The organism is Dolomitihabitans soli (assembly GCF_022213955.1).
GTDB classification, from domain to species: domain Bacteria; phylum Actinomycetota; class Actinomycetes; order Streptosporangiales; family Streptosporangiaceae; genus Streptosporangium_A; species Streptosporangium_A soli.
Window position 1 is genome coordinate 14,656 of the sequence record NZ_JAKNTW010000021.1, and the last position, 25,317, is coordinate 39,972.

The window sequence follows — 25,317 nt, forward strand, 5'->3', positions numbered from 1 at the left end:
GGTACGGCGTCTGCGGGCGGGCGGCCCGGAAGGCGGACTCGTCTGAGACTCATGCCTCGTCTGTAGCGTGCTCATCACCTAGGTCCCGTCTGAGGGGCAGCAGCTGACTCTCGAAGTCCGATAGAAACCGATCGCTGCGAACGCTACGACTGAGTGACGCTTGCCTGCAAGGTTGCGTTACAGAGACGTTACATATTGATGGATTTCCTGCTGCAACGTCGCCCGTTGACCGGACGCGGCCGTGCTTCTACGGTAGAAACCGGTAACTATCGAATGGAGGGCTTCCCCCGTGTCCCCACGCCCGAAGGCGCTGTTCGCCATGCGAGAGGAACACCTCGCACTGCTCTTCCCCGCGCCCTTGCTGCGGCGGCTGGACACGCTGGCCGACATCGACGTGACGCTGGTCGCCGAGCATTTCGACGATCCGCCGCCGGCTCTGGCCGACACCGAGATCCTCATCACCGGCTGGGGCTGCCCGCCGCTCGACGAGGCCGTGCTGGCCGCCGCCCCCCGCCTGCGGGCCGTGCTGCACTCCGCCGGCTCGGTGAAGGGTCTGGTCACCCCCGCTTGCTGGGAACGTGGCCTGCTGGTCTCCTCGGCGGCCGCGGCCAACGCCGTCCCGGTGGCGGAGTACACCGTCGGCACGATCCTGCTGGCCGGCAAGGGGGTCTTCGCCCTGGGCGAGCGCTACCGGCGGGCACGCGGCTTCACCCTGGCCAAGATCGAGCCGCTGGTCGGCAACAACGGCCGCAGAGTCGGCATCGTGGGAGCCTCGCAAATCGGGCGCCGGGTGATCGAGCTGCTGGCGCCGTACGATCTGGACCTGTGCCTGTACGACCCGTACACCCAGGTTCCCGGCGTGCGGCGGGCGTCGCTCGAGGAGGTGCTGCGCCGCAGCGACATCGTCAGCCTGCACGCGCCCGCCACCCCGGAGACCCGGCACATGCTGGATCGCACCCGGCTGGCGCTGATGCCGGACGGCGCGGTGCTGATCAACACCGCCCGTGGATCGCTGGTCGACACCGACGCGCTGGTCGCCGAGCTGAAGTCCGGACGGCTGTCGGCGATCCTCGACGTCACCGAGCCCGAGCCACTGCCGCCCGGCTCGCCCCTGTTCGACCTGCCCAACGTCTTTCTCACTCCGCACATCGCCGGCTCGCACGGTAACGAGCTGGCGCGGATGGGGACCTTGGTCCTGGACGAGCTGGAACGCCTGACCGCTGGGCTGCCTCTGGCACACCGGGTGACCGATGACGACCTGGACCGGGTGGCTTGATGGAGTCCGGTCGTGCCACCGTCCGCGATGTGGCCGCGCGGGCCGGCGTATCGGCCACCACCGTGTCCAGGGTGATCAAGGGCGACTACCCGGTCGCCCAGGCCACCAGGACACGGGTGCTGCGGGCCATACGCGAGCTCGACTATGTGCTCAACGCCCACGCCCGCGCCCTGTCCGGGGCCGGCACCAAAATGGTGGCGTTCGTGCTGGACGACGTCACCGGCCCGTCCTTCGCCTACGTGGCCAAGGGCGTGGAGCAGCAGGCCACCGCCGAGGGACGCCTGTGCATGGTGTGCACCACCCACGGCGACCCCGCCCGGGAGCTGGCCGTCGTCGAGGCCATGCGCGAGCAGCGCGCCGACGCGGTCATCCTGGTCGGCGGTGGCACGCTGGACGACGCCTACCGCGAACGCATGTCCCACTTCGCCCACGCCCTGGACAAGGCCGGCTCCCGGCTCGTGCTGTGCGGGCGGCCGCCGCTGGGTGACGACGTGCCCAGCACCGTGGTCGAGTACGACAACGAGGGCGGCGCCTACGCCATGACCAGTCACCTGCTCTCCCAGGGACACCGGCACATCGCCCTGATCGGCGCCGACCATCCCGGCCAGGCGAGCACCACCAAGATCGACCGGCTCCGCGGGTTCGTCCGGGCCCACGAGTCGTTCGGGGTGCCCTACGACCCGGCCCTGATCGTCCCGGCAGGCTTCGGCCGCGCCGACGGACACGCCGCCGCCCGCCGGCTGATCACCCTCGGCGCCCGGTTCACCGCCGTCTTCGCCGCCACCGACATGGTCGCCATCGGTGTGCTCGCCGCGCTGCGCGAGGCCGGACTACGCGTACCCGAGGACGTGTCGCTGGCCGGCTACGACGACATCCCGCTCGCCGCCGACCTCTCCCCCGGTCTCACCACCGTACGCATCCCCACCGACGAGCTGGGCAGGACCGCGGTCAGGCTCGCACTCGACCGCCGGCAACCCCAGCACGTCGTCCTGGGCACCCACATCGTGGTCCGAGACTCGGTCGGGCCCGCCCGTACGCTCAGCGAGCGGTGAGGTCAATGAACGCGCTGCCGCTCTTCGGACCCGCAGAGCGCGAGATGACCTTCGACGAGCTCAGCGAGAAGGTCGAGGAGTTCATGCTGGAGACCGGTGGCGGGGATGGTGGCGGGTACGTCGGTGTCGCCCCCGTCGGTGAGTGGAGCGTGGCCCTGGAACTGTCGGGCTGGAGGACGATGCTGTCCGATACGGCGGCTGGGCTGTCAACAGGGTGCGAGTTGGTGGCCGTAGGGCGGCACGACTACGCCGAGCACGGCTTCGTCTATGCGGTCGACGGCCAGATCGTCACCAGCTTCGCCCCGCACCAGCCGAACATTCGATGGGGCGACGACCCGGATCAAATCAACGAGCTCATGCGGGAAGCCGGCTTCCCGCCGGAAGCACTGGCCGACGATGCGGAACAGGCGGCATGGGATGACCTATACGCCAACGGGATCTCACGGGCGTTCTGTCTGGCAGCCAAGATCACCGGCGTAGTGCTCACCCCTGACATCCTCAGCCGGCCCCTGCTCGTCGGCTCCATCAGTCAGTGAGCACGAGAGGCGTTTGCCACCAGCCCAGCGCCTTTACATTGTAGATCGTGGCCGCAGTCTTCTCCCGACGGGAGCCGATCTCACAGCGTCAAGACCACTTATGGCGGTTCAACTCCACGACCACGCCGATGCCGGAACAACCCGATCCAGCGGCCCCGCTGACGACCCGGGATGGCGAGTGACGTCTGGTCCCGGGGTCAAATGGGGGTCAGATAATCAAGAAGGCCGGACCCGCGACACGCGGTCCGGCCTGTGACCTGGAGATATATGGTGGGCGATACTGGGGATCAAACCAGTGACCTCTTCGGTGTGAAGCAACTCTGAGATCAGCCCGACCATTGGCGCACGCACCTGGCAACGAAGGCCGCAAAAGTCCGCCGTTGTCCGGGCACGTCCACAGTGGGTGTCACCCAGTTAGTCACTCGACATCACCCCGTGTACAGCAAGGCGAGACGACCTGGGACGTCATTCAAGACGACTCGCGCAGGTCCGCCGAATGGGGGAAACACGTGTTGGCCAGCTGACCGCGCGGGAGGTTGTCCATCGCGCGGAGCGCGTAGAGAGCGTGCGAAGCGACCTTCTGAATTGATCCTCACGCCTCTAGGTCTAGACCCTGACGCCTCTAGACCTAGAGGGTTCTCTAGAGCCTGATTCCGTGATTCACCTGCGGTCTAGGGCCTAGAGGCCCGACGGCGATTACTGCCGTGAACGCCCGACGTGGCGCTCTCGTGGGGGGCTGGGGGTGCCACGCGAGGGAGGGTTACAGGTCAGACCGTCGTTGCACCCTCCTGGCACCCCCCTCTGCACCCCTGGCAGCAAGATCAAAAGCTTTAGCGGTTGCATCCCACGCGAACCCTGACCGTCCCGCGCGAGCCTCGCGCGTACACGGCTGCATGGGCCCCCTCCCCCAGCACACGCCGCGCCGGCGGAGTTAGGCCGTCCGATGGGAGTTAGATCCCTAACTCCGGCCGCGAGAGCCCCGTAACCCATGCCGACCTCGGGAAGTGAGCGAGTTACCTGGGTTAGGTCGGGTTCCTCACGCAACTGCGGGCCCCCTGAGGGCGCTGATTTGGGCGGGCTGGGGGGAGATAACTCAGCCGCTACCAGGTAGCGGCGCCGCTACCTCAGCCGCTACCAGAGCGACGACACGGAACCATCCCCTGGCCCTCCTTCGAGTGATGGCGCTCCCGCTACCGCTACCCCACCTGCACGCCCGTGTGCGTGTTCGCGGACGCCTGAGCATGATCATTCGGGGACGCGCGCACGGGCGCAATCCCTCCCGGTCCTGCGGCTGTATGAACGCGGTGTCCAACGGCTTCGACGGGCACACGCAGGGCCCTCGCCTGATACGGAACCAACTTGAGGCGGTGCACTACTGACAAATTTCCCTGCACGAATGACAAAGTCCGAAGCCCACGACGATCCTAAGGTCTATGGGCGAGGCCAGAGAAAGAGGAGTCACATGTTCCCCACTACCGGGTCTCACTGTCAATCAGGGTTGTGAACCAAGCCCAGGTCGGGGCGCTGTTGAAACCAACCGAAACATCTCTGCTGGAGGACTGTTGAAGACACGCATTCTGGGCGCCGTGATGGGAATCGCAGTATTGAGCGGAGGGCTGCTGGTGCCAAGCCCGGCGCAGGCGAGAGACGGAGTGTCCTCCGCCCTCGTCCGCGTGGACACCGGGATCGACGGCGGTGGCGCGCTCGTCCGGACGACCGTCGACTTCGTCAACCGGAAGAAGGTCATCTTTCGGAACTTCACGGTGCGCGACCTCTGTCCCGGCGACAACAGGCCGGTGCAGGCCCGGGCTTGGTGGAACTACGCCGACGGAACCACCGGGGCCAGCGCCGTGAGGAAGGACACCAACGGCTGCGGCGACGACGGCACCAACTTTGGAAACATCACCTACACCGGCTCCAAGGCCATATCGAGCGTCTACCTGGAGGTGTGGCTCTACACCGGATCAGGCTATAAGCGTCGCGACTTCAGCCTGTACCGATACAACCAGTACGTACACCCGGGCCGCTGACGCTCAGGCTTTCAGCTGGTCGGCGTACCAGGACTTGATGACGTTGCCGATGATGGGCAGGCGTTCGTCGAAGGGGATGAAGGCGGAGTTCATCGCGTTGATGGCGAACCCGCGGAAGCCGGGCAGGCCGAAGGCTTCGGCGAGCAGGGCGAGTTCGCGAGTCATCGAGGTTCCGCTCATCAGGCGGTTGTCGGTGTTGACGGTGACCCGGAAGCGAAGCTTGGTGAGCAGGCCGATCGGGTGGTCGGCGATCGACGGGGCGGCCCCGGTCTGGAGGTTGCTGCTCGGGCACATCTCCAGCGAGATCCGGCGGTCGCGGACGTACGCCGCCAACCTGCCGAGCTCGGCCTCGCCGTCGGAGGAGAAGGCGATGTCGTCGATGATCCGGACGCCGTGGCCGAGCCGCTCAAAGTGCCGCTAGACCTAGCACCCCGAACCGCTAGGTCTAGCACCCGCGCTAGCGCCTAAACCGGCCGTTGACCTGGCATCTAGCACCTAGCAGCTCCCCGTCAGGATGGCCCCATAGGGGACTTTCCGCCGCGCTCGCCGATGAAGGTTCCTTTGGCGGGCAGCGTCACGATCAGACCGCGCTCACGGAGTTCCACCATCGCGCGTCGTACGGTGCCGAGCGCTACGCCGTACTCCTGGGCCAGAGCACGCTCACCCGGTAGACGCGAGGCTGGGCGGAGTTCGCCGGCGTCGATGCGTACGGCGATGTGGTCGGCCATCGCTGCGTAGACGTACACCGCGCCCTCGGGGTCGAACGGTGGAACGCCCTGGTCATCTCCCATGCAGATCACGTTAGAGCGGCCTTGAGCTACACAAACAGGCAGGTAGCGGCATGCCGCTGTACACCGCTGCGTTGGGTTCGAACGCTGCTGGTCCGGCTGTTCAGGCGAAGGCTGGGGACTGGGTTGCGTGGGTGTGGGGCGCTCGCTGGTGCAGTACCCGTACAGGCAATGGTCTGGACGTGGCCGTCGAGTTCGATGCCGGTGATGGGGTTGCCGCCGGTGAAGCGCGTTGCGCTTCACCCCAGCGCGCATTGACGAAAGGACTTCCTACGCAGTTTCTGCGTCTACGGAATCGGCACACTACTCCGCAGTGCGTCGCCAGGAACGAAGAATCGATCGCGCACTATGTCGAACGTCCTGAGAAGCTACTTTCGACCTTTCTACGGCTTCCAGGAAAGCCTCAAGCTCCGAAGACCGCGGCATTTCACAAATCCATTGCAAGGCCAACCGATGCCAGTACGTACTAGGTCGCTCGACGGCAAGGCGAAATATGGCAACCAGAGGAAGACGTTCCAGTAACCACTCTTGTCTGAGCCCAAGATCTTGACTTCGCCACTTGAGCTCATCTTCGAAAACACTATAAGGGTGCTCTAAAAGTGGGAGCAACCCAATTGGCGATTGGGGGTCAACCTCCCGCCCAGGAACCTCGCGATCGCCGACCCATAGTGTTGTGTCATCCAGGACACCTAACCATCCACCCTCGTTGATCGGCAGGATGGGAAGCCAAGTCATCGGCGCCTCTCCGACGTGCTAGATACGGGATGGCCATCCTACTACATCCCGTATTTTTACTTCGATACCGTAACTACGCATGGTCTCGACAAAACTTCTTCTGGACTTCGTCGTTCCGATTCCTCCAGTAGTGTCCACTTAATTCGTCGGTGATGAACTCACCGTTGGAGCCTCGCCGGAACATGCCACCAACGACCGTAGATGTGTCGGCGTTGATGCTTTTGCCAGTCGCTGGTGTGGACTTAACGCCGTCGCCGGTATCTCATGTGCCGCAGGATTACCGACTGCGAACCTGCCAGTCTTCGGATCGAAAACGAATTCGATCATAACCTTTTGGGAAAGTAATTCTGTAGCGCTGCTACCGATTTCACGTGACCGCTGGCCTCGATTACTCCAGAAACAGGCCCGCTGCCGACCCTGCTTACGCCTCCCGCAGGCGACCCCCATCAGGAAAAGCAGTTCACAGACATTTCTGGAAGCCCTCAGCCGGAGAAATGACTCCCCGGGGGCGCAATATCTCTGGTGAGCTCGCTATATCGGCTTCCCGGGAACCGCGCCGTTTGTAGCGCCATCCGAGTCGAGTGCTACACCATGCGAGCTGCCTCGTAAGCGTCGACGCTTACATCTCCGCTTTCGTCCATTCCCTCCCTATACCTAGGGTCGGCATTGGAGATGGCCATGTCGGGGACTTTAACGGCTGCCCCCCGACAGGAACGATCAGAGCACCCTGAACGTATCAAAATCAGCGCGGTTTCTTATCTTCCGAAAGGCCAATTTGTATAGCTTCCAGTTGCCTCTCCGTGAGTTCGGGGCATTTTCCGTTCCGTCGCTCTATGATGCTGACGAACTCTAGTGGAAGCTGGACCTTATACTTCGATATATAATAGGAGAGATAGCTAGGCCACAGCCATTCTCCGTCTGTGAGAGTGGCCACCGGGCCAATGGCACAGCCGCTCTCAGTCAGCACATCATGCGCGAGTTGACCCGATACGGCGAGGATAGCTCCCCCATTAAGATATCTCTCGATGAGTGATGTATCCCCCTCTAGTTTTCCCACTAGTTCGTGCAGACTCGGATAATCGTCTGACGAACCGCTTGCCGTCTCCTGAAAATATCCTACTTTCTTCATTTTATTTCCCGCCTCGAAAGAAGCTCTTCCGTGTACCCAATGGAGTGAATTCGCCTGGTCCGACAGCCATGCGCCCATTGTCCCATACCCAGACGATGTCGGTTGGCGCCAACACCTCCACGTCTATTTTGTTAGCCAGATTCTGGGCGGCCGATGTATTACAGGCTCCGATCTTACAGGAGATAAGTCTGATAGGACCGCCTTTGTACTCCGAATCTCTCTTGATTAGGTTCGCCAATGTTCGGTGATCTATGTTGGTGCCGTTCATCCACGAATCCGGCCGAGCGCCTAAGCCTGTTGGACTCCCATAAATCGCCACATCATGGTAACCTTAAGGGGGTTAACCCTTTGAACATAGTCCCGAAGAGGTCGCCCGGGCCGTGAATTTTGACTGGGCTCCCTCAGCTGCCTTCCCTCCGCCCTTGAGAAGCTTCTTGGCAAGGGTTCCGAGTTTACCGAACGGAATGAAACCGATCGTTGCCCACCCACATGCCCCAGCGTCTCCGCCTCCGCATTCGACATAGTCGGAAGCGAACACATCATAGAGCGCCGCTATTTCAGATTTGCCCCAGTTGCACTTTTCGTGGTCGATTCCTTCGCAGTACCTGAAGTACTGGTTGATGTTTTTCGCCGGATTTAGGACTGGGGGTCGGCGACGTGGTTGGCGTTTGGGTTCGAGCGCTGCTGGTCCGGCTGTTCAGGCGAAGGCTGAGGACTGGGTTTGGGCGTGGGTGTGGGGTTGCTGGTGCAGTACCCGTACAGGCAATGGTCTGGGACGTGGCCGTCGAGTTCGATGCCGGTGATGGGGTTGCCGCCGGTGAAGGCGTAGCGGTTGGCGGTCCAGGGGTCGAGGCCGAGGTTGGCGAGGGCGCCGTTGTATCTGTCGAGGGTGAGGAAGCGGTTGAGGCCGGGGTTGTAGTCGCGGAACCCCATGTCGTACATGCCGGTGGAGTTGTCCCACCGTTTGGCGTTGTAGCGGCAGATCGGGCTGTCCGACCTCGGCGCGGGGATAGGGCTACGGGGATATGTGGCCTATCCGAGATGGGTGCGGCTCTCTCTGAGGGAGCCGCACCCGTCGAGCGTTCTGGGTGGCGGCGGAGCGTTTGTGCGTGTCAGGTCTGTTGGTAGATCGTGGCGGCAAGACCGCAGGACGCGTCGAGGAATAGGTAGGTGGTGCCTTCGGCGATGGGGTCGCCTTCTGGGTCCTGTGCTTCCTCTAGCCCCATGTAGTCCATGGTTCGCGCGCAGAGGGGGCAGGTGGGGTACTGCGCGTCGTCGATCCATTCGGGGTGCCCGCCGATGGACGGGGTCGTCATGTCCCAGCCGCCGGCGGACATGTCGGGGTTGGTGAGGAGTTCTCCCGGCACCTTGCGGAGGGTGGCGGGTGGGCTTTGGTCGTCGATGATGCGGACGGGTTCCGCGGAGTGGTCGGAGAGACTGGATCTGCCGTCGGGGCTTACCGTGGAGTAGAGGGTTGTGTAGGCGTAACATCCCTGGCAGGTGACGATCCTGAGCCGACCGGACCAGCCGGTGTGGGCGAGCGCTTCCGCGACTCGCCGGTCGCCGGTGTCGATGTCAAGAACCGTCCACAGCGGGGCACGGCACCAGGGGCACGCGCCTTGAGCCGGGGGCTCCACCGTCCTGTCAGGATCGGGCTCCAGCGAGTAGGCGGTTCGCCCGCACAGTTCGCGGGCACGGCCGTTCTCCAGGGTCCAGCCTCCTTCCTGCATGTAGTCGGCCGGGCCGATGCAGAGTTCATCGGCCCCGGGTGGCAGTTGTTCCTGCCAGCGGCGGAACGCGTTCTCGGCGACGGGGCCTCGCGTGTGCGCCAGGATGAGCAACAGCGCGTTCAGTTTCGATGCGCCATCGTCGATCATTGTGGCGATGGCCCGTTGCATGTCGTCGCCGGCCGTGCGGTAAAGCTTCGCCGGGTGCAGGACACCGGCCGCGAGCAGGTCCGGCAGGTGCGGGGTGAGCATTGACGGGGTCTCGTCGGCCAGCCGCTCGAGTTCGTACTCGGCGTCGAACTCCTCCGCCGCCGCGCGGAGTATCAGATTCTTGATCATCTGCGGGATGCTAGCCGCTGGGGCCGACACCTCCTTCGATGGACCTTTCGTGACACGTAGGAGCCTCAGGTGGCAATTCGACGTGGGTGCAACCCGAACGGGGTGCGGCCCCCTGAAGCGAGCCTGTCGGTCAGGCTGTAAGGGCGTATCCGTCCTGGTAGCGGGTTTGGTGGACACGGTTGTGTTGTCGGGCGAGGTGGTAGCGCCAGTAATCGTCGAGATGACCGTTGGCGGTCACGGCGCGTAGCTTCAATACCGCTTCGGCTCCGGTCAGGCCCCATCTGGCTCCGGCCAGGTCGAATCTGTCGGCGATCAGATGGCGGCATGCGTCTTCGATCACGCCGGTCGCTATCGGCCATCCCTCCTGAAGCGCTTGGTCGTAGCGCAGGTGTTCGGCGTTGTTGGTCAGGTAGCGGATGCAGGCGTCGATGCTGTCGCGGCGCCGGGAGGGTAAGGCGGTGGCTTGGGCGGTCAACGCGGTGATGACCTGGTCGGTGTGCCCGGCCAGCAGCGCCAGGGCGTGGGCGGCGACCCAGTCTTCGGCGGCTGGGGCGGCGGGCGGGTGCAGGCTCCAAGCCGCAGCCCACAACTTCTCGATCACATGGACGAAGTCGATGACGATGTGCACGGCCATGCCGCGGCGGGCGGCTTCGGCGGTGATCAGATCGAGCTGGTGCCGGGCTCCGTCGACGAGCACGACCCAGGGACGGGCATGGGTAGGGTCGCGGGCTTCGGCGTGGTCGAAGACCTTGGCGATCACAGTACCGGGGTCGGTGATGATGGAGCCGCACAGCCACTTGCGCGCCGCGCGTGGCCTGGGCCGCGGCCGGCGGCTGCCCGCCGCGTCCGCCGGGGACGGCGGTCACATCGTGGGGGCGCCGGGGTGCGGGTTCGGAGTCGTAGACCACGCCGAGGGTGGCCATTCTTTTGCGAGCCGGTTTCTCCCCAGAGGCCAGCCGGGTGCGGAAGGGCGCCCTGGCGCGGGCGGCGGCCTTGGCGGTTGCGGGCCGGGAGCTTCCGGGCAGCTGGTCACCACCCGCATCCGCGCCACCAAGCTCGGCCTGCCGCATCTGTTGGATGCCCTATGAAAATCAAGTGCCTGACGTCGACACGGCGATCAAAGCCGATCGAAAGCCGGTCGAAAGCAGCCCTAGCTACGTTGACGCGACCTGGTTCAACTGATCGGAGAATCCGATGCGTCACCATCAGCTCGAAAGCGAGGCCTGTCAGGCTCCGCCTACAACCCGCTGACCTGCACTGGCAGCGCCAAATGTTTTGTCGGTAAGAAGCGATTCACGCGGTCGTAAACGGGTTGGTCCACGGGAGGACGGCCGTCGCGAGCAAGACCGAAGTCCTGGTCCTGGTTCGCATGCGGCACGGTATGCCCTGGGTTGTTGAGCTCCTACTCAATGCGGGACAACACGGAGACAACAGCCAGCCAACCGCCGTCGCGAGAGTCCTCCCGACTCATCTCCTGGAGAGGGAACACCATGCAAAAGACAGGCCTCCGCCTGCTAGCACTCTCGTTCGTGGTCGCGGGCATCACCGCGGCACTTCCAGTCACCGCCGCCAACGCTGAACTGCGGTGCTCGGCCCTATCTGACAAGGCGCACACCTACTACAAGGTTTCCTGCGACGACCTCTGGAAGCCCATCCGCAACTACCGCGCATGGGTGAAGTGTGGCTCCACGACCTACTGGGGCGAGTTGGCCACCAACTGGCACAACGTCTCCACGGCCAGGTGTCCTTCTGGTAAGACCTACAGCTCGAGGGGCTGGAGCTGGGCGTAAAGCTCGTGGTATATGGGGTGCCGGTAGGAATCAGGCCGCACGGCCCAGAGCGACTGCGCGTAACCGGGAACTCCCGGACGGCTTGAAATAAAGGCATGACACGTGAAGAGCCCGGTGCCTTGAGAGAGGCACGCCGGAATCGGCGAATTCGGCTGATCTGACATTTTCCAAGCGAACAGGCCGGCGGAACTTCCGTTCTAGTGGTCGTCGCAACACCCCAGCTGAAGGGGTGCGATGGACTTCGAGATCCGGAAAGATCGGAAACCGCAGGGGCGACGGGCCCTGGTCCGTGAGCAGGAGGAATACTTCCGGCTCATGGATCAGGGCTTCAGTACGCGTGAGGCGGCCCAGCTGGTGGATGCCGACTACTCCCGGATGCTGAATCAGTCGCAACAGTTCCACCTGATCGGCCCATCTGCTACGCCAGACTTGCCCATGCGTATTGGTGTAGACATGTGATCATGGAAGACCCAATGCGGTCCAGATCTGGTCGGGCATGGCGCTACTGGCTGATGGTCTTCTCGGGCATTGCTTTGATTCTCGTAGTCGGAGTCCATCTGGCCAGTCGCGGCAGTCCGGAGAAGGCGAGTCGATCGGTCACTGAGCCGACCGAGGAGGACGCGTCGAACGCGAAGATCATCGACAAAGATCAGCGCATAGATATCGACACCTTCAACCAGAAGGACAGCCCGCTGTGGCCAGTGATCGAAAAGTTTCGAAGCGCTGTCCCTCAGGACGACTCCATGCCTACGAACTCCAAGGGAGAGGAGTGATCGGCCTGCCGAGCAGTTGCATTTCCCGTTGCAGTGCAGGATCGTTCAGAGCCGTTCAGGATGGACCGCGCATGCCCTCCGACCTGCATTGAACCATCCAGAACGGTCCGAGGGCGATCTTTTCAATCTGTAGGTTCAGGGTTCGAGCCCCTGGCGCCCCACCCCTCATATCCAATCTGACCTGCGGGTTCTCGGTTTAGATGGGGCGTGCGCGAGCAGATGATCTTGTTTGGTTGCTCGCTGGCTGCTCTTGGGCACAGTCTGGACACATTGAAGATCGTTTAGACGCCGATCGTCACGTCAGACCCGAGAGAAGCGCAATGGAAGGCCACGGTCGAAGGTCATGCCGCGTCGCCGCGTCTGATGAAGATGGGCGCTCGGCCAAGTGTCGATCAAGCCGCTTCAGTCGAAGTGGCCGGCCGAGAACACGACTGGTTTGAAGGACGTAACGAGACTCGGTGCAATTCAGACCCCTAAATGGCTCGAGCGTGCTGGGTTCCGGCAGCCGCTAAGGTCAGGAGTCGCTCGCCGCCTCGATCGCGCGCATGAGAAGAGCGCGTAGTTCGACCAGTTCCTGAACTGACGCGTTATCCGTGCCGGTCTGCTCAGCGAGGGCAAGTTCTTGACGAGTCTGCCGCCAGGAGCGCTGTGGTTGTGGCTTGTCATCTGCGGGCTCTGTAACGCGAAACAGCGGCCCCGGGACCGGACGACCCAATAAGCCGAGAAAGTAGCGGTTGACGAGGGCTTCACGTTCGATGGCCCGATCCTCGCTGAACGGCTCCCGCACGAGGAGGGTAAGCGTGAATTTCTCGCGCTGTATCGTGATCTGAGCACCGGTCAGCGGGTCGGTAGCATGCCATCCATCGGGAAATGTGTGGACGGCTTCCCATATTTCACGAATCAACTGGCGGGTGGGCCATGGTGTGCCAGCTCTGACGCCAGTCTGCGGCCCTTGCCGGATGGGGATCAGCAAGACCACGCCGATCGCGGCCAAGCCAAGAGCGGTGATTAGGAGCAGGAGGGCGCTGGCGTTCTGTGCGACGGCAGCTATGACGGCGCCTACCAGGGCCGCCACGGCCACGGTGACCAGTCCCCGTCCCACCTTATTCGACCACATGTGCACCCTCCTGGAGGATGGTGGCTGCTGATAGCGGCGGGCTGTTGACGTATGAAGCGTCGCTAGATCCAAGTGGCGGTGATTCATGGAACAAGAATCGGAATCGCAGGGAGGCTAAAGGGAATTTTGCGATCAGCCGACCAGTTCTGTTTCCAGATACCTGTCGAACTCCTTCACCAGGCGGTTAGCGCGGTGGGGTTGCAATTGGATGTGAAAATCCCGGACAAAGGTGATCGCTCGGGTGGAGGTGAGTTCCTTAGCGCCGCGGGCGGCGGCGCGGGCGCTGTCCAGTGCCTGTTCCAGCTCGCCCATGGCCAGCTGTGACTTGGCCGCGCTGATATGGGTGAGCTGTACCGAGCGGGGGTGATCCGCTCCGAATCCGTCGAGAGCCTGTTGCGCGGCTGCGGCGGTGATCACCAATTGCGTGCCAGCACAGGCTGCCTTCCCCCGCGAGTTCAGCTTGGCTGAAGTCCGTGATCCAAGCCGGGTTGACCTCGCTTGGCCCAGCAGCGAACAATGCGTCAGCCTCAGCCAGCAAAGTGCTGACCCGGCGATTGGTGTGCGGGTCGGCTGACTCGGCGTCGGCCGCTTGTGCGGCCAGCGTGTGGGCCTGTCGCAGCAGCAGCATCGCCATCACCCGGGGCGGTGCCTTGGCTTCATGCCCGGCATCGACAGCGGCTTGGGAAAGCCGCACCGCCCACCGCGGCTGATTGAGATCACGTGCTTGGTGGGCAAGGGTGGCCAGCTCCGAAGCGGCCACGAGCGGGCTGTGCGCCGCCTTCGCCAGTTTGAGCGCCTGGCCGTAGTGGTGCTGGGCTTGGCCGTGATGGCCGAGGTCGAAGGCCATCCATCCGGCGAACTGGGTCATCGTCGCCGCCGCAGTCAGCAACTCGGCCCCGACCCGGTCGGTGTAGGAGCCGCGCAGGAGCGGCGCGAGCGTGTAGTGCATGAAGTCGGTTACGGCTGGGCGCACCAGCCCGGCACCCACACCGTTCCCTCCAGCGCACCCGCACCGGCGGCCTGACCGTCCTGCACACCAAGACCCGCTCCTCCGAACGTCGCATCGTCCTCCCCACCGAATGCGTCAACTCCCTCAAGACTCACCGGGAACAGCAGGAGGAAGCACGCCGGGCCGCGGGGAGGAACTGGTTGGACAACGGCCTCGTGTTCACCACCCTCACCGGCGGCCCTCTCGAACCCGCCAACCTCACCCGTAGCTTCAGCCGACTCCTCAACGGCGCAGGACTTCGCCGCATCCGGTTTCACGACCTACGGCACACGACCGCCACCCTGCTCCTGGAGCAGGGTGTGGACCTCGTCGTCATCAAGGAACTCCTCGGCCACGCCCACATCGGCGTCACCGCCGGCGTCTACGCTCACGTCCGACTCCGCCTCCAGCGCCAGGCCATCGAAACCCTGGGCGACGCCCTTGGCCCGGCCGACGACGCCCCAGACGGACCGCCCGCCGCAGCCGTCGTCCGCTGACGTTGCCGTCACCGTTGCCGTCAAGAACGGCAGAAGCCTCGCCAGAAAACTCTGGCGAGGCTTCTCTCTTTTCTCATGCCGCCGCCCGGATCCCGGTGGCGGATCTGTCCGGCGGGCAGCCGAAGGTCCCGGGATGCGGGCCGTACCCGACTTGTCGGGTACGGCCCTTGGACTTGGCGCAGGCCGTCGCAGCGGCGCCGAGCGCGCCAGGCAGCCATCGGTTGGCTTGCCGGCCCCGACACCATCCGCCGTGCACCCGGTCACCGCGCTGCCAACCGAATATTCCCTGTGGAGCCGTGACCCCGAGGCTGAGCTGCTACCGCTGCTGTGTGAGCTGGGCATCGGCTTCGTTCCCTACTCACCGCTGGGCCACGGCTTCCTCACCGGAAAAATCCGCACCGTCGACGACTTCGCCGACGACGACTGGCGCAAGACCAACCCACGCTTCACCGGCGGGAACTTCCAGCACAACCTGCGCATCGTCGAGGCCGTCGCCGCCGAGATGGGCAAGCTTCGGACGAGCGACCCGATCAGCACGTACCTCCGGCTGATCCCCGTCGGCAAACGCCAGATCGTCCTGCATTACCTGCTGACGCGCACAGCAGGCCTGGTCAAAAGCGCTCGGCGACGACGAATTCGGTCTGATCGGCATGTATGGAATCGTCGTCTCGCCCAGGCCAGTCAAGGACTGGCGGGTGAGGCCGAATGCCGGTGGTGAACGTCGTCGGTGAGCCGGGTGCGGGAGAACCGCATGCCCGGTTCGAGGTGGCGGGGGTTGGAGACGGAGCGAAGAACCTGGCCATGGTCACTGGGGTGGCACACCCGTCCGGGAAACCGGCGGAAGACAGGCCCCGGGTCCTACCGTCAGGAAGCCACCGCGCCAGCCCCCGACGCTACAGCGGCTGGGCCGTTTCGCCAAAGCCCGCGAGGTGCCGCCCGTGGTGGTGGAGCACGTACGGCCCTTGGGCACCGACCGCCGGGCAGCCGAGTGCCCGTCGCCACCTACCGGCTCACATTCGATGGGATCACCGTGCCAACCCTTCCAGCACGACCCGAACAACTCTCGTTGGACGACATCATCGTGTAACCGATGTCATGGAACACCACAGGTAGGACTCGATCCTCTGAAGGAATCGAGGCCGGAGCTTCTCATCTCGCTGGAATGGTGTCGTAGCGGTGCCGGGATCTCGCCACATATTCCCGGTGGTCGTCGGCCCATTGGATGAGAGTGCTGACCTGGCTGGAGAGTGTCTGGCCGACCTCGGTCAGCGCGTAGTCGACGCGGGGCGGCGAGGTGGGGGTGACGGTGCGGTTCACCAGGCCGTCGCGCTCCAGGCTGCGCAGGGTCAGGGTGAGCATGCGCTGGGAGATGCCGTCGATGGAGCGCTGGAGTTCGGAGTAGCGCTTCGGCCCGGATCCGAGCAGGTTCATGACCAGGACGCTCCACTTGTCACCGACCCGGTCGAGGATGTCGCGTAACTGGCAGACCGGGTGGTCTTCGCCGATCGGCTTGCGAACATCGGTGTGCCCAACGCTGGTCAAGGTGCCTTCTTCCGCCATATGGGCATTGTGGAACAGACTCCAGGTACGCACAAGAAGTAACCACCATACAGAAAGTGCCGTACCTATGAATCTCACAGCTCCACAGCCCCGATCCGGCCCCCGGCCGGCCACCACCGGCCGGGAGATCCCGCATGACCAGCTCGACCAGTTCTCCCCGCCGGAGATCCGGGCCGCACTGGTCGAGGCGGCGCAGGCGCTGCCCGGCGTGTTCACCGGGCCGAGCCACGTGTCTGAGCCCTCCTCGCTCGCGCTGCGGCTGCGCCGGCCGACCGGGCCGTGGGAGGCGTTCCTGCACCCCAGCCGCGACGAGTTCGGGCACATCCATCGCGTCGGCTTTCTGCACCTGACGTTGCCGCGGCCGCTCATCACGCCACTGGTGGAAGCCGGCTGGGCCGAGCCGCACCCGATCAGCCTGCGCCCGGAGTGGCCGGACACGATCGTGATGCTGTATGCCCCCCGCGACGAGGCCGAACTGGCCCTCACCGTAGCCGCCCTGCGCATCTCCTGGCAGCAGGCGTCACCGACGACCACTGAACCGCTTTCGACGGAGGACTGACCGATGATGCGTGCACTGGCGTTCCCCGACTTCGGCGCGACTCCCGTTCTCACCGAGCTCACCAGGCCCGAGCCGGATCCCGGGGAGGTGTTGGTTCGGGTGCGGGCCTCGTCGGTCAACGGCTTCGACCTCGGGGTGCTCGGCGGGTTCCTCAAGGGCGTGTACGAGTACGAGTTCCCGGTGGTGCTCGGCAAGGACTTGGCGGGCGAGGTCGCCGCCATCGGCGCCGGGGTGACCGGCGTGGACGTGGGCGACCGCGTGTTCGGCGTGGTGATGCGGCCGACCCTCGGCCAGGGCGGCTTCGCCGAGTACGTGGTGGTCAGCGAGCAGTACGGGCTGGCCCGGACGCCCGACGGGCTGGACCACGCCCGAGCGGGTGCACTCGGCCTGGCCGCGACCGCCGCGCTCAACGCGGTGGACGCCATCGCTCCCGAACCCGGCGAGACCGTTCTCATCTCGGGCGCGACCGGCGGCGTGGGAGCGTACGCGATCCAGCTCGCCGCGGCCCGTGGCGCCACCGTGATCGCCACCGCCGAACCCGGAGCGCAGGCCGCCTTCGTTACCGGCCTCGGCGCCATCTGGGCCATCGACCACACCGACCTTGAAACGCACGTCCGCGCCGTAGCGCCTGACGGAGTACGGGCCGCGCTGCATCTGGCAGGCGACGGCCCGACCGTAGCCAGACTGCTCGCCCGAGGCGGGCGCATGGCCTCCACCCTGCATTTCACCCCGGACGAGCCCGCTGAACGCGACATCAAGGCCACGACCGTGATGGCAGACCCCAGCCCCCCGACCTTGGCCAGGCTCGCGGCGGACGTCGTCGAGGGACGGCTGCGCGTGCCGCGTGCCCGCACTTACCCCCTCGCCGACAGCGCCCAGGCCATCGCCGATTTCACCGGCGGAACCGTCGGCAAGCTCGCCATCACGATCTGAGGAGGGACGATACCGGCGCGCTGGCCCGCGCCTTCTTGGCGATGCTGAGCGAGCACGGTGCGGATGCGGTCGACCGCATCCGCACCGCGGACTACATCAATCACCACCGTTCGTCGCCGACGGGGTGGACGGTTCGTCGGCCAGACCGTGTGCGGATCCGCGCGGCAGGAACGCCACGTCGCCCGGCACGCGTGCGTGCGTGAGGGGCCGGCGGCCTGCCGCCCACTGTTCCGATGCGGATCAGCGGGGCCTGCGCGGGGCAGGGCGGCGTGGGCGGCAGCCCGGAGATCGGCGCCGCGTTATCGGAAGCGGTCGAGCGCGTCGGCGTGGGCCATCGGACTGGACCTGGAGGTACCCCCGTTCGGCCGCACGATCTCTGGCTTAGGCGATTACCACGATGCGGCCTGCGGTGTCGCTATGCCGGAAGCTCTGAGTCGCTGAGGCTCCGCCTACCGCCGATGTGGGAGGGCTGAAAGCTGAAGGCAGCCGTGCGAGGCAAGATCTCGGAGCCGGGGCGACGGTGAGGTAGATGATTCATTTCGAGATAGTCCAAATTCCGCTGGCACTTTCTGGTGAAAAGAGTCCGCCGGATCCACGGTGAATCCATCTGATGTTCACCTCGTCAGCCTGCCTGTTCATGTGAAACGGCAGGTTTAGGCGGATCGGCCGCCTCCCATGCACATGCACCGACGGAGTACAGTCATGATCAAAACCATTCCATGCGCCACCACGTTCTTGGCGGCCGTCGTGCTGCTCGCCGGGTGCGGCGGCGGAACCGGCCCGGCGGCCACCGATCGATCCGTTGTCTTCGTCGGGACCGGCGGCGCCTATCAGGCCGCGCAGCGGGAGGCGTTCGTCAAGCCGTTCGCCGCGTCCTCCGGCATCAAGGTCGTCGAGGACCAGCCGGTGACCTACGCCAAGCTCAAGACCATGGTCGACAGCGGCCGCGTCACCTGGGACATCGTCGAGGCCGATCCGTTCTACGCGATCGCCAACTGCGGGCGGTACGTCGAGAAGATCGACCTGACCGTCGTCGACGTCTCGAGGATCGACAAGAAGCTTGTGTCGGAATGCGGGATCCCCGACATGAAGTCGGCCTTTCTTTTGGTCTACAACACCGAGAAGTTCGGCCAGAACCCGCCCGCGTCCTGGCGAGACTTCTTCGATACCAAGAAGTTTCCCGGTAAGCGCGGGATGATGAACGACGCGAAGGAGGGCGGTCTGGAGATCGCGCTCGTCGCCGACGGCGTGCTGACGGACAAGCTCTATCCGATCGACTACACGCGGGCCTTCCGCAAGCTCGACACCATCAGGAACGATCTGAAGTTCTTCACCACCGGTGCGGAGCAACAGCAGGCGATGGAGACCGGGCAGGTCGACATGGTGCTCGCATGGCCGGGCAGAGCGAGCCAGGCTGCGCACAACGGCGCGAAGATCGCGCCGGTGTGGAACCAGCCGATGTTCTTCTGGGACGTGCTCGTGGTGCCGAAGGGAACGGCGCACAAGGCCGAGGCGATGAAGTTCATCGCGCACGCGATTACTCCCGCGGCTCAGGCCACGCTGACCGAGCACATCGCCTACGCGCCGATTCACCCCGACGCGAAGCTGCCGGCGGACGAGGTGACACGGCAATACCTGCCACTCGGTCAGGACAAGGGAACCGGCTTCCTGCGGGACATGTCCTGGTGGGCGCAGAACCTGGACACCGCCACGCAGAAGTGGACGGCCTGGATCTCCCGCTGAGACCCCGTCGGGTCCGCCCCACTCAGGAGGTCGGACTCGACGGTGCCTATGGAGCCAAAACGCGAAGAAAGTCATGTTTCGGAGGTAAGGGCGTCATGCCCATTTCGTCCACTCCCATCATGTCCGCTTCAGCACCTGAACGGCCTGTACGCCGTCTGCTGTGGCTGAGCGCCAGGCCCTGGTACGGCGTTCTTCTCGTCGTGCCCGCGGTTTGTCTTCTTGCCACTGTCTTCGCTTATCCGGTGGCGGCCCTTATATGGCTGAGCTTCGCTGATCCGTCTCTCGGGCTCGAGAACTATCATCGGCTGCTCACCGACGGGGTCAGCCTGCTGGTCTTGCTGCGGACCCTGCGCATGGCCACCATCGTCACGCTGGTCACCTTGCTGTTGGCATATCCGTACGCCTACCTCATGACATTGGTTGGTCGACGTGCCCGTTCGGTGATGGTCGCCCTGGTGCTGCTGCCGTTCTGGACGAGTCTCATGGCACGTACGTTCGCCTGGATCGTCCTGCTTCAGGACAACGGACCCATTAACGACCTGCTTGCGATGGTCGGACTCGGGCCGCTGGAACTCGCCGGGACAGAGGCCGGCGTGACGATCGGGATGACGCAAGTGCTGCTGCCCTTCATGACCCTGCCTTTGTACGGCACGCTGCGAACCATCGATCGACGCCTCCTCGACGCGGCTATCGGCTTGGGCGCGCGGCCGCTTACCGCATTCCGCCGCGTTTACCTGCCCCTTTCCATGCCGGGGGTCGTGGCGGGCGCGATGATGGTGTATATCCTCGCGCTGGGCTTCTACGTCACGCCGGCGATGCTCGGCTCGCCAAGCGAGTCGATGATCTCCCAGTTGATGACGGTGCGGATCACTCAACTGCTGGACTTCGGCGCAGGCGGAGCCCTCGCCACGGTGCTGTTCTTGCTCACGCTCCTGCTCTTGGCCCTGGTCTCGCGCTTCCTCTCCCCGAGTGCCGCCCTCGGCATGTCAACGAGGGGGGAGCGTTGATGGGCGTCAATCGGCACGCGAATCCGGCGCTGCGGCTGTTCAGCGTCCTGGTCGGATCGTTCCTCATCGCGCCAATCCTCGTCGTGGTGCCTCTGAGCTTCACCGACAAGGACAGTTTCGAGTTTCCGCCGCGCGGCTGGTCGCTGCACTACTACGAGCGGTTCTTCACCGACCCGGCGTGGAGAGAACCACTGCTGGCCTCGCTGAAAGTCGCCATCATGGTCACGCTGATGGCAACGATCATCGGAACACTGGCGTCATTCGCGATCACGCGAAGCCGCCGCCGTGGAGTAGCCGTCCTTCAAGGGCTCCTTCTGGCGCCCATGATCGTGCCGAACGTCATCGTCGCTCTGGCGATCTATACGGCGTTCCTTCGATGGGGCCTCGTGGGCACGGTGGAAGGCCTCGTACTCGCCCATGTCGTGCTGGCCCTGCCGTTCGTCGTGATCACCGTGAGCGCTGGCCTGCGTACCCTCGATCCTCGGCTGGAGCGTGCGGCGGCGAGCCTTGGAGCCTCGCCGCTGGCCACCTTCCGGCTCGTCACGTTGCCGTTGATCGCGCCGGGCGTGATGTCCGGAGCGGTGTTCGCGTTCGTCACCTCCTTCGACGAAGCGGTCATCTCGCTGTACCTGCAGTCCCCGCACCTGCGCACGCTGCCGGTGCAGATGTTCACCAGCGTTACCTCTGACGTCGACCCGACCATCGCCGCGGGATCGACGGTGATCCTCGTCGTTACCACCGCGCTCATCCTCCTTCCTGACTTCCTGAAACGGAGGGCTCCCCAATGACCGACATGCGAGGGGCCGCTATTCGGCTCTCCAGCGTTACCAAACGGTATTCGGAGCACCAGCCACCAGTAGTGAACGATGTCTGCTTGGAGATCGCCGCCGGTGAGTTCATCACGCTGCTTGGTCCCAGTGGTTCGGGCAAGTCGACCACGCTCAACATGATCGCCGGGTTCGAACAGCTCACCGCCGGGGACATCCTCATCGACGGCGTGAGCGTGGCGTCTCTGCCGCCGTACAAGCGCGGCCTCGGCATGGTGTTTCAGCACTATGCGCTGTTCCCGCACATGACGATCGCACAAAACGTCGCCTTTCCCCTCCAGCAGCGCAAGATGCGCAAGCGCGACATCCAGCGGCGCGTGGACGACGTGCTCGATCTTGTCGGTCTGGCACATCTGCGCGACAGGTTGCCCGGTCAGATCTCGGGTGGCCAGGCACAGCGGGTGGCCCTGGCCCGCGCCGTCGTCTTCGAACCCCACGTGCTACTCATGGATGAGCCGCTTGGCGCGCTGGACAAGAAGCTGCGGGAGCAACTCCAGGGCGAGATCGCCCGTATGCACCGCGAGTTGGGGATCACTTTCATTTTCGTCACCCATGACCAGGAGGAGGCGCTTGCCCTGTCCGACCGCATCGCGGTCTTCGAGGGCGGCCGGATCGAGCAGGTCGGCACCGCGCAGGAACTGTACGCACGCCCTGCTTCTCTGTTCGCCGCGGAGTTCCTGGGAGAGTCCAACGTGTTCCACGGGATGATCACCGAACGGCGAGGCCGCGTGTCCCTCGTCGGTGAAGGATTCGAGGTGCTGACGGATGACGGCCGCGCGGGGCTCGTAGGCACGGCCGGCGTTGTCGTGGTGCGCCCGGAACGTATCCGTCTGACGGTCGGGGACGTCGCCGTCGAGCACGACGTCAACGCGATGACCGCCACCGTCACCCACATCGTTTACCAGGGTTCGTACCGCAAAGTGGCATTCCGGACCGACGCCGGTACGACGGGAAGCGCGCGCGAACCAGCCGGAGCGGAGTCCTCCGCCATGCCTGGTGACCGGGTGACGCTGTGCTGGCGAGTCGGCGACGGGGTGATCGTACCCGCGCAGAGCGTGCCGGTGGTCGGCCTGCCTGGCGATGCGCTCGTCGAATCCACGTCATGAGCGACGGCGGCTCGCTCCTAGCGGCCTCTTCCCGTTTCGGCGGCCTGGGTGTGGCTGCGACCGCACCGTAGGACCAACCCAAGAAAGGTGGACGACTTGTCCTCTCTCCCTACCGAAGCAGCACTAGCCGATCTGACGAACCTGTGGCGGATTCGATGCTTCGAAGAAGAAGTCACCCGGATGCGGATCGAGGAGCAGATCGTCGGTTCCGTCCATCTGTGCATCGGCCAGGAAGCCATACCGGTCGGCGCCTGTGCGGCGCTCGACCTGACCCGCGACGCCGTGTTCGCCACCTACCGCGGCCACGGCTGGGCGCTGGCCTGCGGTACCGATCCGGTAGCGCTGTTCTCCGAACTTCTCGGCCGTGAGACCGGCACCAACGGCGGCCGGGCCGGCTCGGCGTACCTGTCGGATCCGGATCACGGGTTCTACGGCGAGAACTCGATCGTGGGAGCGGGAGCCCCCATCGCGATGGGGGCCGCGCTGGCTGCCAGGTACGACGGCTCCGGACGCGTCGCGCTCACCGTGTTCGGTGATGGAGCGATGAACCAGGGCGCGGTTCACGAGGCCATGAACATGGCCAGCGCCTTCGACCTGCCCGTCGTCTTCCTGGTCGAGAACAACCGCTATTCCGAGCTCACGCCGATCGCCGCGATGGTGCGCCGCGACGACCTCGTCTCGCGGGCCGGCCCATACGACATGCGGGCATCGCGAATCGACGGTAACGACGTCAACGCCGTCCGAGAGACCATCTCCGAGGCTGTCGCCACCTGCAGGGCCGGCCAAGGGCCGGTACTCATCGAAGCTCTCACTCAGCGCCTGGTCGGCCACTACATCGGAGATGCACAGGTTTACCGGCCACACGCTGAGGTGGAGCAAGCCCGGGCCAAGGAGCCGATCATCGTCCTGTCCGCGACCCTGCGCGCCGACGGCGTCTCTGAACACGAACTCGCCGGAATCGAGACCCGAGTCCGCGCCGAAGTCGCCGCGGCCGCGACCGCGGCCCTGGCGGCGCCGCCGGCCGACCCCACTGCTGTGAAGGAGCACCTCTATGGGTGAGATCACCTATGCCCAGGCCATCAACGCCGCGCTGCGTCGCGCTCTGGCCGAAGACCCCAAGACCCTGCTGTTCGGCGAGGACGTCGCCCTGCCGGGAGGCGTCCACGGAGTGACCCGCCGCCTGCGCCGGGAGTTCGGCGACCGGGTATTCGACACACCGATTTCTGAGTCCGCCATCCTTGGCGGAGCCGTGGGCGCCGCCATGATGGGACTGCGTCCCATCGTCGAGATCATGTGGGCGGACTTCGCTTTCGTCGCGTTCGACCAGTTGATCAACCAGGCGGCCAATGTCCGTTACGTTTCCCGCAGCCGCCTGAAGGCGCCGATGACCATCCGCACCCAGCAAGGCGCGACCCCCGGCTCCTGCGCCCAGCACTCCCAGTGCGTGGAGGCGTTGTTCGCGCACATCCCGGGCCTGCGGGTATGCCTGCCCGCCACACCGCAGGACGCTTACGACCTGCTGCTGGCCGCGATCGAGTGCGACGATCCCGTCGTCGTCATCGAGAGCCGGGCGCTCTACCACTCGCTGAAGGACACGGTGGACCTCGACGCACCCCGGTCGCCGATCGGCGGCGCGCGCATCGTCCGGCCGGGGTCCGACATCTCCGTGGTGACCTGGGGGCCTATGCTGCACACCGTTCTGGAGGCCGCCCATGTCCTGGAGGGCGACGGCATCGACATCGAGGTGATCGACGCCCGCTGGCTCAATCCCTTCGACACCGACACCGTCACGGAGAGCGTCTCCCGTACCGGCCGGCTGGCCGTGATCCACGAGGCGAATCTCACCGGCGGGTTCGGCGCGGAGATCGTCGCCCGCGTCGTCGAGCGTGGCGTCCCGCTGTCGGCGCCGCCGCTGCGTGTCGCGACCGATGACCTGCGGATCCCCGCCGCGCCGGGGCTGCAGAGGGCCGCGATCCCCGGCTCTGACCTGGTGGCCGGTCGGCTGCTGTCGCTGTTGAAGCCCGGGAACGACTGATGGACGGCCGCGCACGGGTGGCCGTCGTCACCGGCGGCGCCAACGGCATCGGTCTGGCCTGCGCACAACGGCTCTCCGACGACGGCTTCCGCGTCGTCGTGGCCGACGTTGATGCCGATGCCGAGCCCCAGGTGACCGCGAAAGTGCCGGGTGCCGAGTTCGTGCCCTGCGACGTGCGGTCACCCACGGATGTCCAGCGGGTCATCGACAGAGCCCTGGAGATCGGCCAGGGGCGGCTCCATGCTCTGGTGAACAACGCGGGCCAGACCGCCCGCGTCCACTTCGCCGACTGCGACGAGGCGACGTGGCAGCGACTCCACGATGTCAATCTCCGCAGCGTCTTCTTCTTCACCCAGGCCTGTCTGGAGGGGCTCACCGCCGGACACGGTGCTGTGGTGAGCGTGGCCTCCGTGGCTGGCCTCGTCGGCGCGGAGGATCTGTCCATCTACAGCGCCACCAAGGCCGCGATCATCGCTCTGACCAGGTCGCTCGCCCTGGAACTCGGCCACGTCATCCGCTTCAACGCCGTCTGCCCGGGGCAGATCGCCACGAGGATGATGGCGAGAGTGCAGGCCGACGACGGCTTGCGCGCAGCCGTGACAGCGCAGATCCCCGCAGCCCGGCTCGGCCGGCCCGAAGAGGTCGCCAACGTGATCGCCTGGCTGCTCGGCGACGAGGCGAGTTACGTGAACGGCGTGGCGATCCCGGTAGACGGCGGGGAGAGCGCCGGCTTCCTCCAGCCGAAGCCGTCCGGCATAACCGGCGACTGA

The 25,317-nt window shown here is 65.1% G+C and carries 26 protein-coding genes and 2 pseudogenes; 19 read left to right on the plus strand and 9 right to left on the minus strand.

Annotated elements, in window-relative coordinates; genetic code table 11:
- Window positions 1-289: 289 nt before the first annotated feature.
- The 4 genes from MBA17_RS32900 (at window position 290) to MBA17_RS32915 (ending at window position 4,894) form a co-directional block, all read left to right on the plus strand.
- Entirely contained in the window at window positions 290-1,276 is a 987-nt protein-coding gene (locus MBA17_RS32900) for a hydroxyacid dehydrogenase (protein ID WP_238500892.1), read from the plus strand.
- Entirely contained in the window at window positions 1,276-2,328 is a 1,053-nt protein-coding gene (locus MBA17_RS32905) for a LacI family DNA-binding transcriptional regulator (RefSeq protein WP_238500895.1), read from the plus strand. The genes MBA17_RS32900 and MBA17_RS32905 overlap by 1 nt, the downstream gene beginning before the upstream one ends.
- A 5-nt stretch (window positions 2,329-2,333) precedes the next feature.
- A complete protein-coding gene (locus MBA17_RS32910; RefSeq protein WP_238500898.1) occupies window positions 2,334-2,864 on the plus strand; it encodes a DUF6461 domain-containing protein in 531 nt (176 codons plus the stop codon).
- A gap of 1,586 nt (window positions 2,865-4,450) precedes the next feature.
- On the plus strand, window positions 4,451-4,894 hold the full coding sequence (locus MBA17_RS32915) for a hypothetical protein (protein ID WP_238500900.1): 444 nt from the start codon (window positions 4,451-4,453) through the stop codon (window positions 4,892-4,894).
- Window positions 4,895-4,897: 3 nt separating this feature from the next.
- Here MBA17_RS32915 and MBA17_RS32920 read toward each other — a convergent pair.
- From MBA17_RS32920 to MBA17_RS32945, 6 genes and pseudogenes are all read right to left on the minus strand, one after another.
- Window positions 4,898-5,302 (minus strand): annotated as a pseudogene (locus MBA17_RS32920) (adenosine deaminase); the annotation flags it as partial.
- A gap of 101 nt (window positions 5,303-5,403) precedes the next feature.
- Window positions 5,404-5,685: a winged helix-turn-helix domain-containing protein gene (locus MBA17_RS32925; RefSeq protein WP_238500902.1), complete on the minus strand. Its 282-nt coding sequence runs from the start codon at window positions 5,683-5,685 to the stop codon at window positions 5,404-5,406.
- Window positions 5,686-7,159: 1,474 nt separating this feature from the next.
- A complete protein-coding gene (locus tag MBA17_RS32930; RefSeq protein WP_238500914.1) occupies window positions 7,160-7,546 on the minus strand; it encodes a hypothetical protein in 387 nt (128 codons plus the stop codon).
- 636 nt (window positions 7,547-8,182) lie between these two features.
- On the minus strand, window positions 8,183-8,557 hold the full coding sequence (locus MBA17_RS32935) for an RHS repeat-associated core domain-containing protein (protein WP_455432906.1): 375 nt from the start codon (window positions 8,555-8,557) through the stop codon (window positions 8,183-8,185).
- 101 nt (window positions 8,558-8,658) lie between these two features.
- On the minus strand, window positions 8,659-9,612 hold the full coding sequence (locus MBA17_RS32940) for a hypothetical protein (RefSeq protein WP_238500918.1): 954 nt from the start codon (window positions 9,610-9,612) through the stop codon (window positions 8,659-8,661).
- A 130-nt stretch (window positions 9,613-9,742) separates the two neighbouring features.
- Entirely contained in the window at window positions 9,743-10,372 is a 630-nt protein-coding gene (locus MBA17_RS32945; protein WP_238500921.1) for a hypothetical protein, read from the minus strand.
- A gap of 730 nt (window positions 10,373-11,102) precedes the next feature.
- Between MBA17_RS32945 and MBA17_RS32950 the strand changes: the two genes are divergently transcribed.
- From MBA17_RS32950 to MBA17_RS32960, 3 genes and pseudogenes are all read left to right on the plus strand, one after another.
- Window positions 11,103-11,402 (plus strand): hypothetical protein, encoded by a 300-nt coding sequence (locus MBA17_RS32950; RefSeq protein WP_238500924.1) that lies wholly within the window; start codon window positions 11,103-11,105, stop codon window positions 11,400-11,402.
- 234 nt (window positions 11,403-11,636) lie between these two features.
- Window positions 11,637-11,759 (plus strand): annotated as a pseudogene (locus MBA17_RS50640) (IS30 family transposase); the annotation flags it as partial.
- Window positions 11,760-11,863: 104 nt separating this feature from the next.
- Window positions 11,864-12,175, plus strand: coding sequence for a hypothetical protein (locus MBA17_RS32960; protein ID WP_238500930.1), 312 nt, complete (start codon window positions 11,864-11,866; stop codon window positions 12,173-12,175).
- A gap of 514 nt (window positions 12,176-12,689) precedes the next feature.
- Here MBA17_RS32960 and MBA17_RS32965 read toward each other — a convergent pair.
- Together MBA17_RS32965 and MBA17_RS32970 are read right to left on the minus strand one after the other, a co-directional pair.
- Window positions 12,690-13,292 carry a hypothetical protein gene (locus MBA17_RS32965; RefSeq protein ID WP_238500933.1) on the minus strand — a complete coding sequence of 201 codons (603 nt, stop codon included), beginning with the start codon at window positions 13,290-13,292 and terminating at the stop codon, window positions 12,690-12,692.
- Between the two features lie 132 nt (window positions 13,293-13,424).
- Window positions 13,425-13,709, minus strand: a complete 285-nt coding sequence (locus MBA17_RS32970) for a hypothetical protein (RefSeq protein WP_238500934.1) — start codon at window positions 13,707-13,709, stop codon at window positions 13,425-13,427.
- 241 nt (window positions 13,710-13,950) lie between these two features.
- Here MBA17_RS32970 and MBA17_RS32975 point away from each other — a divergent pair, with 241 nt between their 5' ends.
- The 3 genes from MBA17_RS32975 to MBA17_RS32985 all read left to right on the plus strand — a co-directional run bounded on the left by MBA17_RS32975 (window position 13,951) and on the right by MBA17_RS32985 (window position 15,495).
- Complete coding sequence (locus MBA17_RS32975; protein WP_238500935.1) at window positions 13,951-14,316, plus strand: hypothetical protein; 366 nt, start codon at window positions 13,951-13,953, stop codon at window positions 14,314-14,316.
- Between the two features lie 38 nt (window positions 14,317-14,354).
- Window positions 14,355-14,777: a tyrosine-type recombinase/integrase gene (locus tag MBA17_RS32980; RefSeq protein WP_238501153.1), complete on the plus strand. Its 423-nt coding sequence runs from the start codon at window positions 14,355-14,357 to the stop codon at window positions 14,775-14,777.
- A 250-nt stretch (window positions 14,778-15,027) separates the two neighbouring features.
- Entirely contained in the window at window positions 15,028-15,495 is a 468-nt protein-coding gene (locus tag MBA17_RS32985) for an aldo/keto reductase (protein WP_238500946.1), read from the plus strand.
- Window positions 15,496-15,926: 431 nt separating this feature from the next.
- On the opposite strand, the gene MBA17_RS32990 is transcribed toward MBA17_RS32985, so the two are convergent.
- Window positions 15,927-16,337: a winged helix-turn-helix transcriptional regulator gene (locus MBA17_RS32990; protein ID WP_238500950.1), complete on the minus strand. Its 411-nt coding sequence runs from the start codon at window positions 16,335-16,337 to the stop codon at window positions 15,927-15,929.
- A 67-nt stretch (window positions 16,338-16,404) separates the two neighbouring features.
- Between MBA17_RS32990 and MBA17_RS32995 the strand changes: the two genes are divergently transcribed.
- The 9 genes from MBA17_RS32995 to MBA17_RS33035 all read left to right on the plus strand — a co-directional run bounded on the left by MBA17_RS32995 (window position 16,405) and on the right by MBA17_RS33035 (window position 25,317).
- Window positions 16,405-16,896, plus strand: a complete 492-nt coding sequence (locus MBA17_RS32995; protein WP_238500951.1) for a luciferase domain-containing protein — start codon at window positions 16,405-16,407, stop codon at window positions 16,894-16,896.
- A 3-nt stretch (window positions 16,897-16,899) separates the two neighbouring features.
- Window positions 16,900-17,829, plus strand: coding sequence for an NADP-dependent oxidoreductase (locus tag MBA17_RS33000; protein WP_238500952.1), 930 nt, complete (start codon window positions 16,900-16,902; stop codon window positions 17,827-17,829).
- A gap of 702 nt (window positions 17,830-18,531) precedes the next feature.
- Window positions 18,532-19,572: an ABC transporter substrate-binding protein gene (locus MBA17_RS33005; protein WP_238500953.1), complete on the plus strand. Its 1,041-nt coding sequence runs from the start codon at window positions 18,532-18,534 to the stop codon at window positions 19,570-19,572.
- A 119-nt stretch (window positions 19,573-19,691) separates the two neighbouring features.
- Window positions 19,692-20,579, plus strand: coding sequence for an ABC transporter permease (locus tag MBA17_RS33010; protein ID WP_238500956.1), 888 nt, complete (start codon window positions 19,692-19,694; stop codon window positions 20,577-20,579).
- Window positions 20,579-21,367, plus strand: coding sequence for an ABC transporter permease (locus MBA17_RS33015; protein ID WP_238500958.1), 789 nt, complete (start codon window positions 20,579-20,581; stop codon window positions 21,365-21,367). The genes MBA17_RS33010 and MBA17_RS33015 overlap by 1 nt, the downstream gene beginning before the upstream one ends.
- An 86-nt stretch (window positions 21,368-21,453) precedes the next feature.
- Window positions 21,454-22,512 carry an ABC transporter ATP-binding protein gene (locus MBA17_RS33020; protein ID WP_238500962.1) on the plus strand — a complete coding sequence of 353 codons (1,059 nt, stop codon included), beginning with the start codon at window positions 21,454-21,456 and terminating at the stop codon, window positions 22,510-22,512.
- A gap of 96 nt (window positions 22,513-22,608) precedes the next feature.
- A complete protein-coding gene (locus MBA17_RS33025) occupies window positions 22,609-23,571 on the plus strand; it encodes a thiamine pyrophosphate-dependent dehydrogenase E1 component subunit alpha (protein ID WP_238500964.1) in 963 nt (320 codons plus the stop codon).
- Window positions 23,564-24,547 carry an alpha-ketoacid dehydrogenase subunit beta gene (locus tag MBA17_RS33030; protein ID WP_238500965.1) on the plus strand — a complete coding sequence of 328 codons (984 nt, stop codon included), beginning with the start codon at window positions 23,564-23,566 and terminating at the stop codon, window positions 24,545-24,547. The genes MBA17_RS33025 and MBA17_RS33030 overlap by 8 nt, the downstream gene beginning before the upstream one ends.
- Window positions 24,547-25,317, plus strand: coding sequence for an SDR family NAD(P)-dependent oxidoreductase (locus MBA17_RS33035; protein ID WP_238500966.1), 771 nt, complete (start codon window positions 24,547-24,549; stop codon window positions 25,315-25,317). The genes MBA17_RS33030 and MBA17_RS33035 overlap by 1 nt, the downstream gene beginning before the upstream one ends.

Coding starts and splice junctions, on each gene's coding strand:
- MBA17_RS32905 (WP_238500895.1), top strand. CDS start 1,276: ATGGAGTCCGGTCGTGCCACCGTCCGCGATGTGGCCGCGCGGGCCGGC.
- MBA17_RS32910 (WP_238500898.1), top strand. CDS start 2,334: ATGAACGCGCTGCCGCTCTTCGGACCCGCAGAGCGCGAGATGACCTTC.
- MBA17_RS32925 (WP_238500902.1), bottom strand. CDS start 5,685: ATGGGAGATGACCAGGGCGTTCCACCGTTCGACCCCGAGGGCGCGGTG.
- MBA17_RS32930 (WP_238500914.1), bottom strand. CDS start 7,546: ATGAAGAAAGTAGGATATTTTCAGGAGACGGCAAGCGGTTCGTCAGAC.
- MBA17_RS32940 (WP_238500918.1), bottom strand. CDS start 9,612: ATGATCAAGAATCTGATACTCCGCGCGGCGGCGGAGGAGTTCGACGCC.
- MBA17_RS32950 (WP_238500924.1), top strand. CDS start 11,103: ATGCAAAAGACAGGCCTCCGCCTGCTAGCACTCTCGTTCGTGGTCGCG.
- MBA17_RS32960 (WP_238500930.1), top strand. CDS start 11,864: ATGGAAGACCCAATGCGGTCCAGATCTGGTCGGGCATGGCGCTACTGG.
- MBA17_RS32965 (WP_238500933.1), bottom strand. CDS start 13,292: ATGTGGTCGAATAAGGTGGGACGGGGACTGGTCACCGTGGCCGTGGCG.
- MBA17_RS32975 (WP_238500935.1), top strand. CDS start 13,951: ATGCCCGGCATCGACAGCGGCTTGGGAAAGCCGCACCGCCCACCGCGG.
- MBA17_RS32990 (WP_238500950.1), bottom strand. CDS start 16,337: ATGGCGGAAGAAGGCACCTTGACCAGCGTTGGGCACACCGATGTTCGC.
- MBA17_RS32995 (WP_238500951.1), top strand. CDS start 16,405: ATGAATCTCACAGCTCCACAGCCCCGATCCGGCCCCCGGCCGGCCACC.
- MBA17_RS33000 (WP_238500952.1), top strand. CDS start 16,900: ATGATGCGTGCACTGGCGTTCCCCGACTTCGGCGCGACTCCCGTTCTC.
- MBA17_RS33005 (WP_238500953.1), top strand. CDS start 18,532: ATGATCAAAACCATTCCATGCGCCACCACGTTCTTGGCGGCCGTCGTG.
- MBA17_RS33010 (WP_238500956.1), top strand. CDS start 19,692: ATGTCCGCTTCAGCACCTGAACGGCCTGTACGCCGTCTGCTGTGGCTG.
- MBA17_RS33015 (WP_238500958.1), top strand. CDS start 20,579: ATGGGCGTCAATCGGCACGCGAATCCGGCGCTGCGGCTGTTCAGCGTC.
- MBA17_RS33030 (WP_238500965.1), top strand. CDS start 23,564: ATGGGTGAGATCACCTATGCCCAGGCCATCAACGCCGCGCTGCGTCGC.
- MBA17_RS33035 (WP_238500966.1), top strand. CDS start 24,547: ATGGACGGCCGCGCACGGGTGGCCGTCGTCACCGGCGGCGCCAACGGC.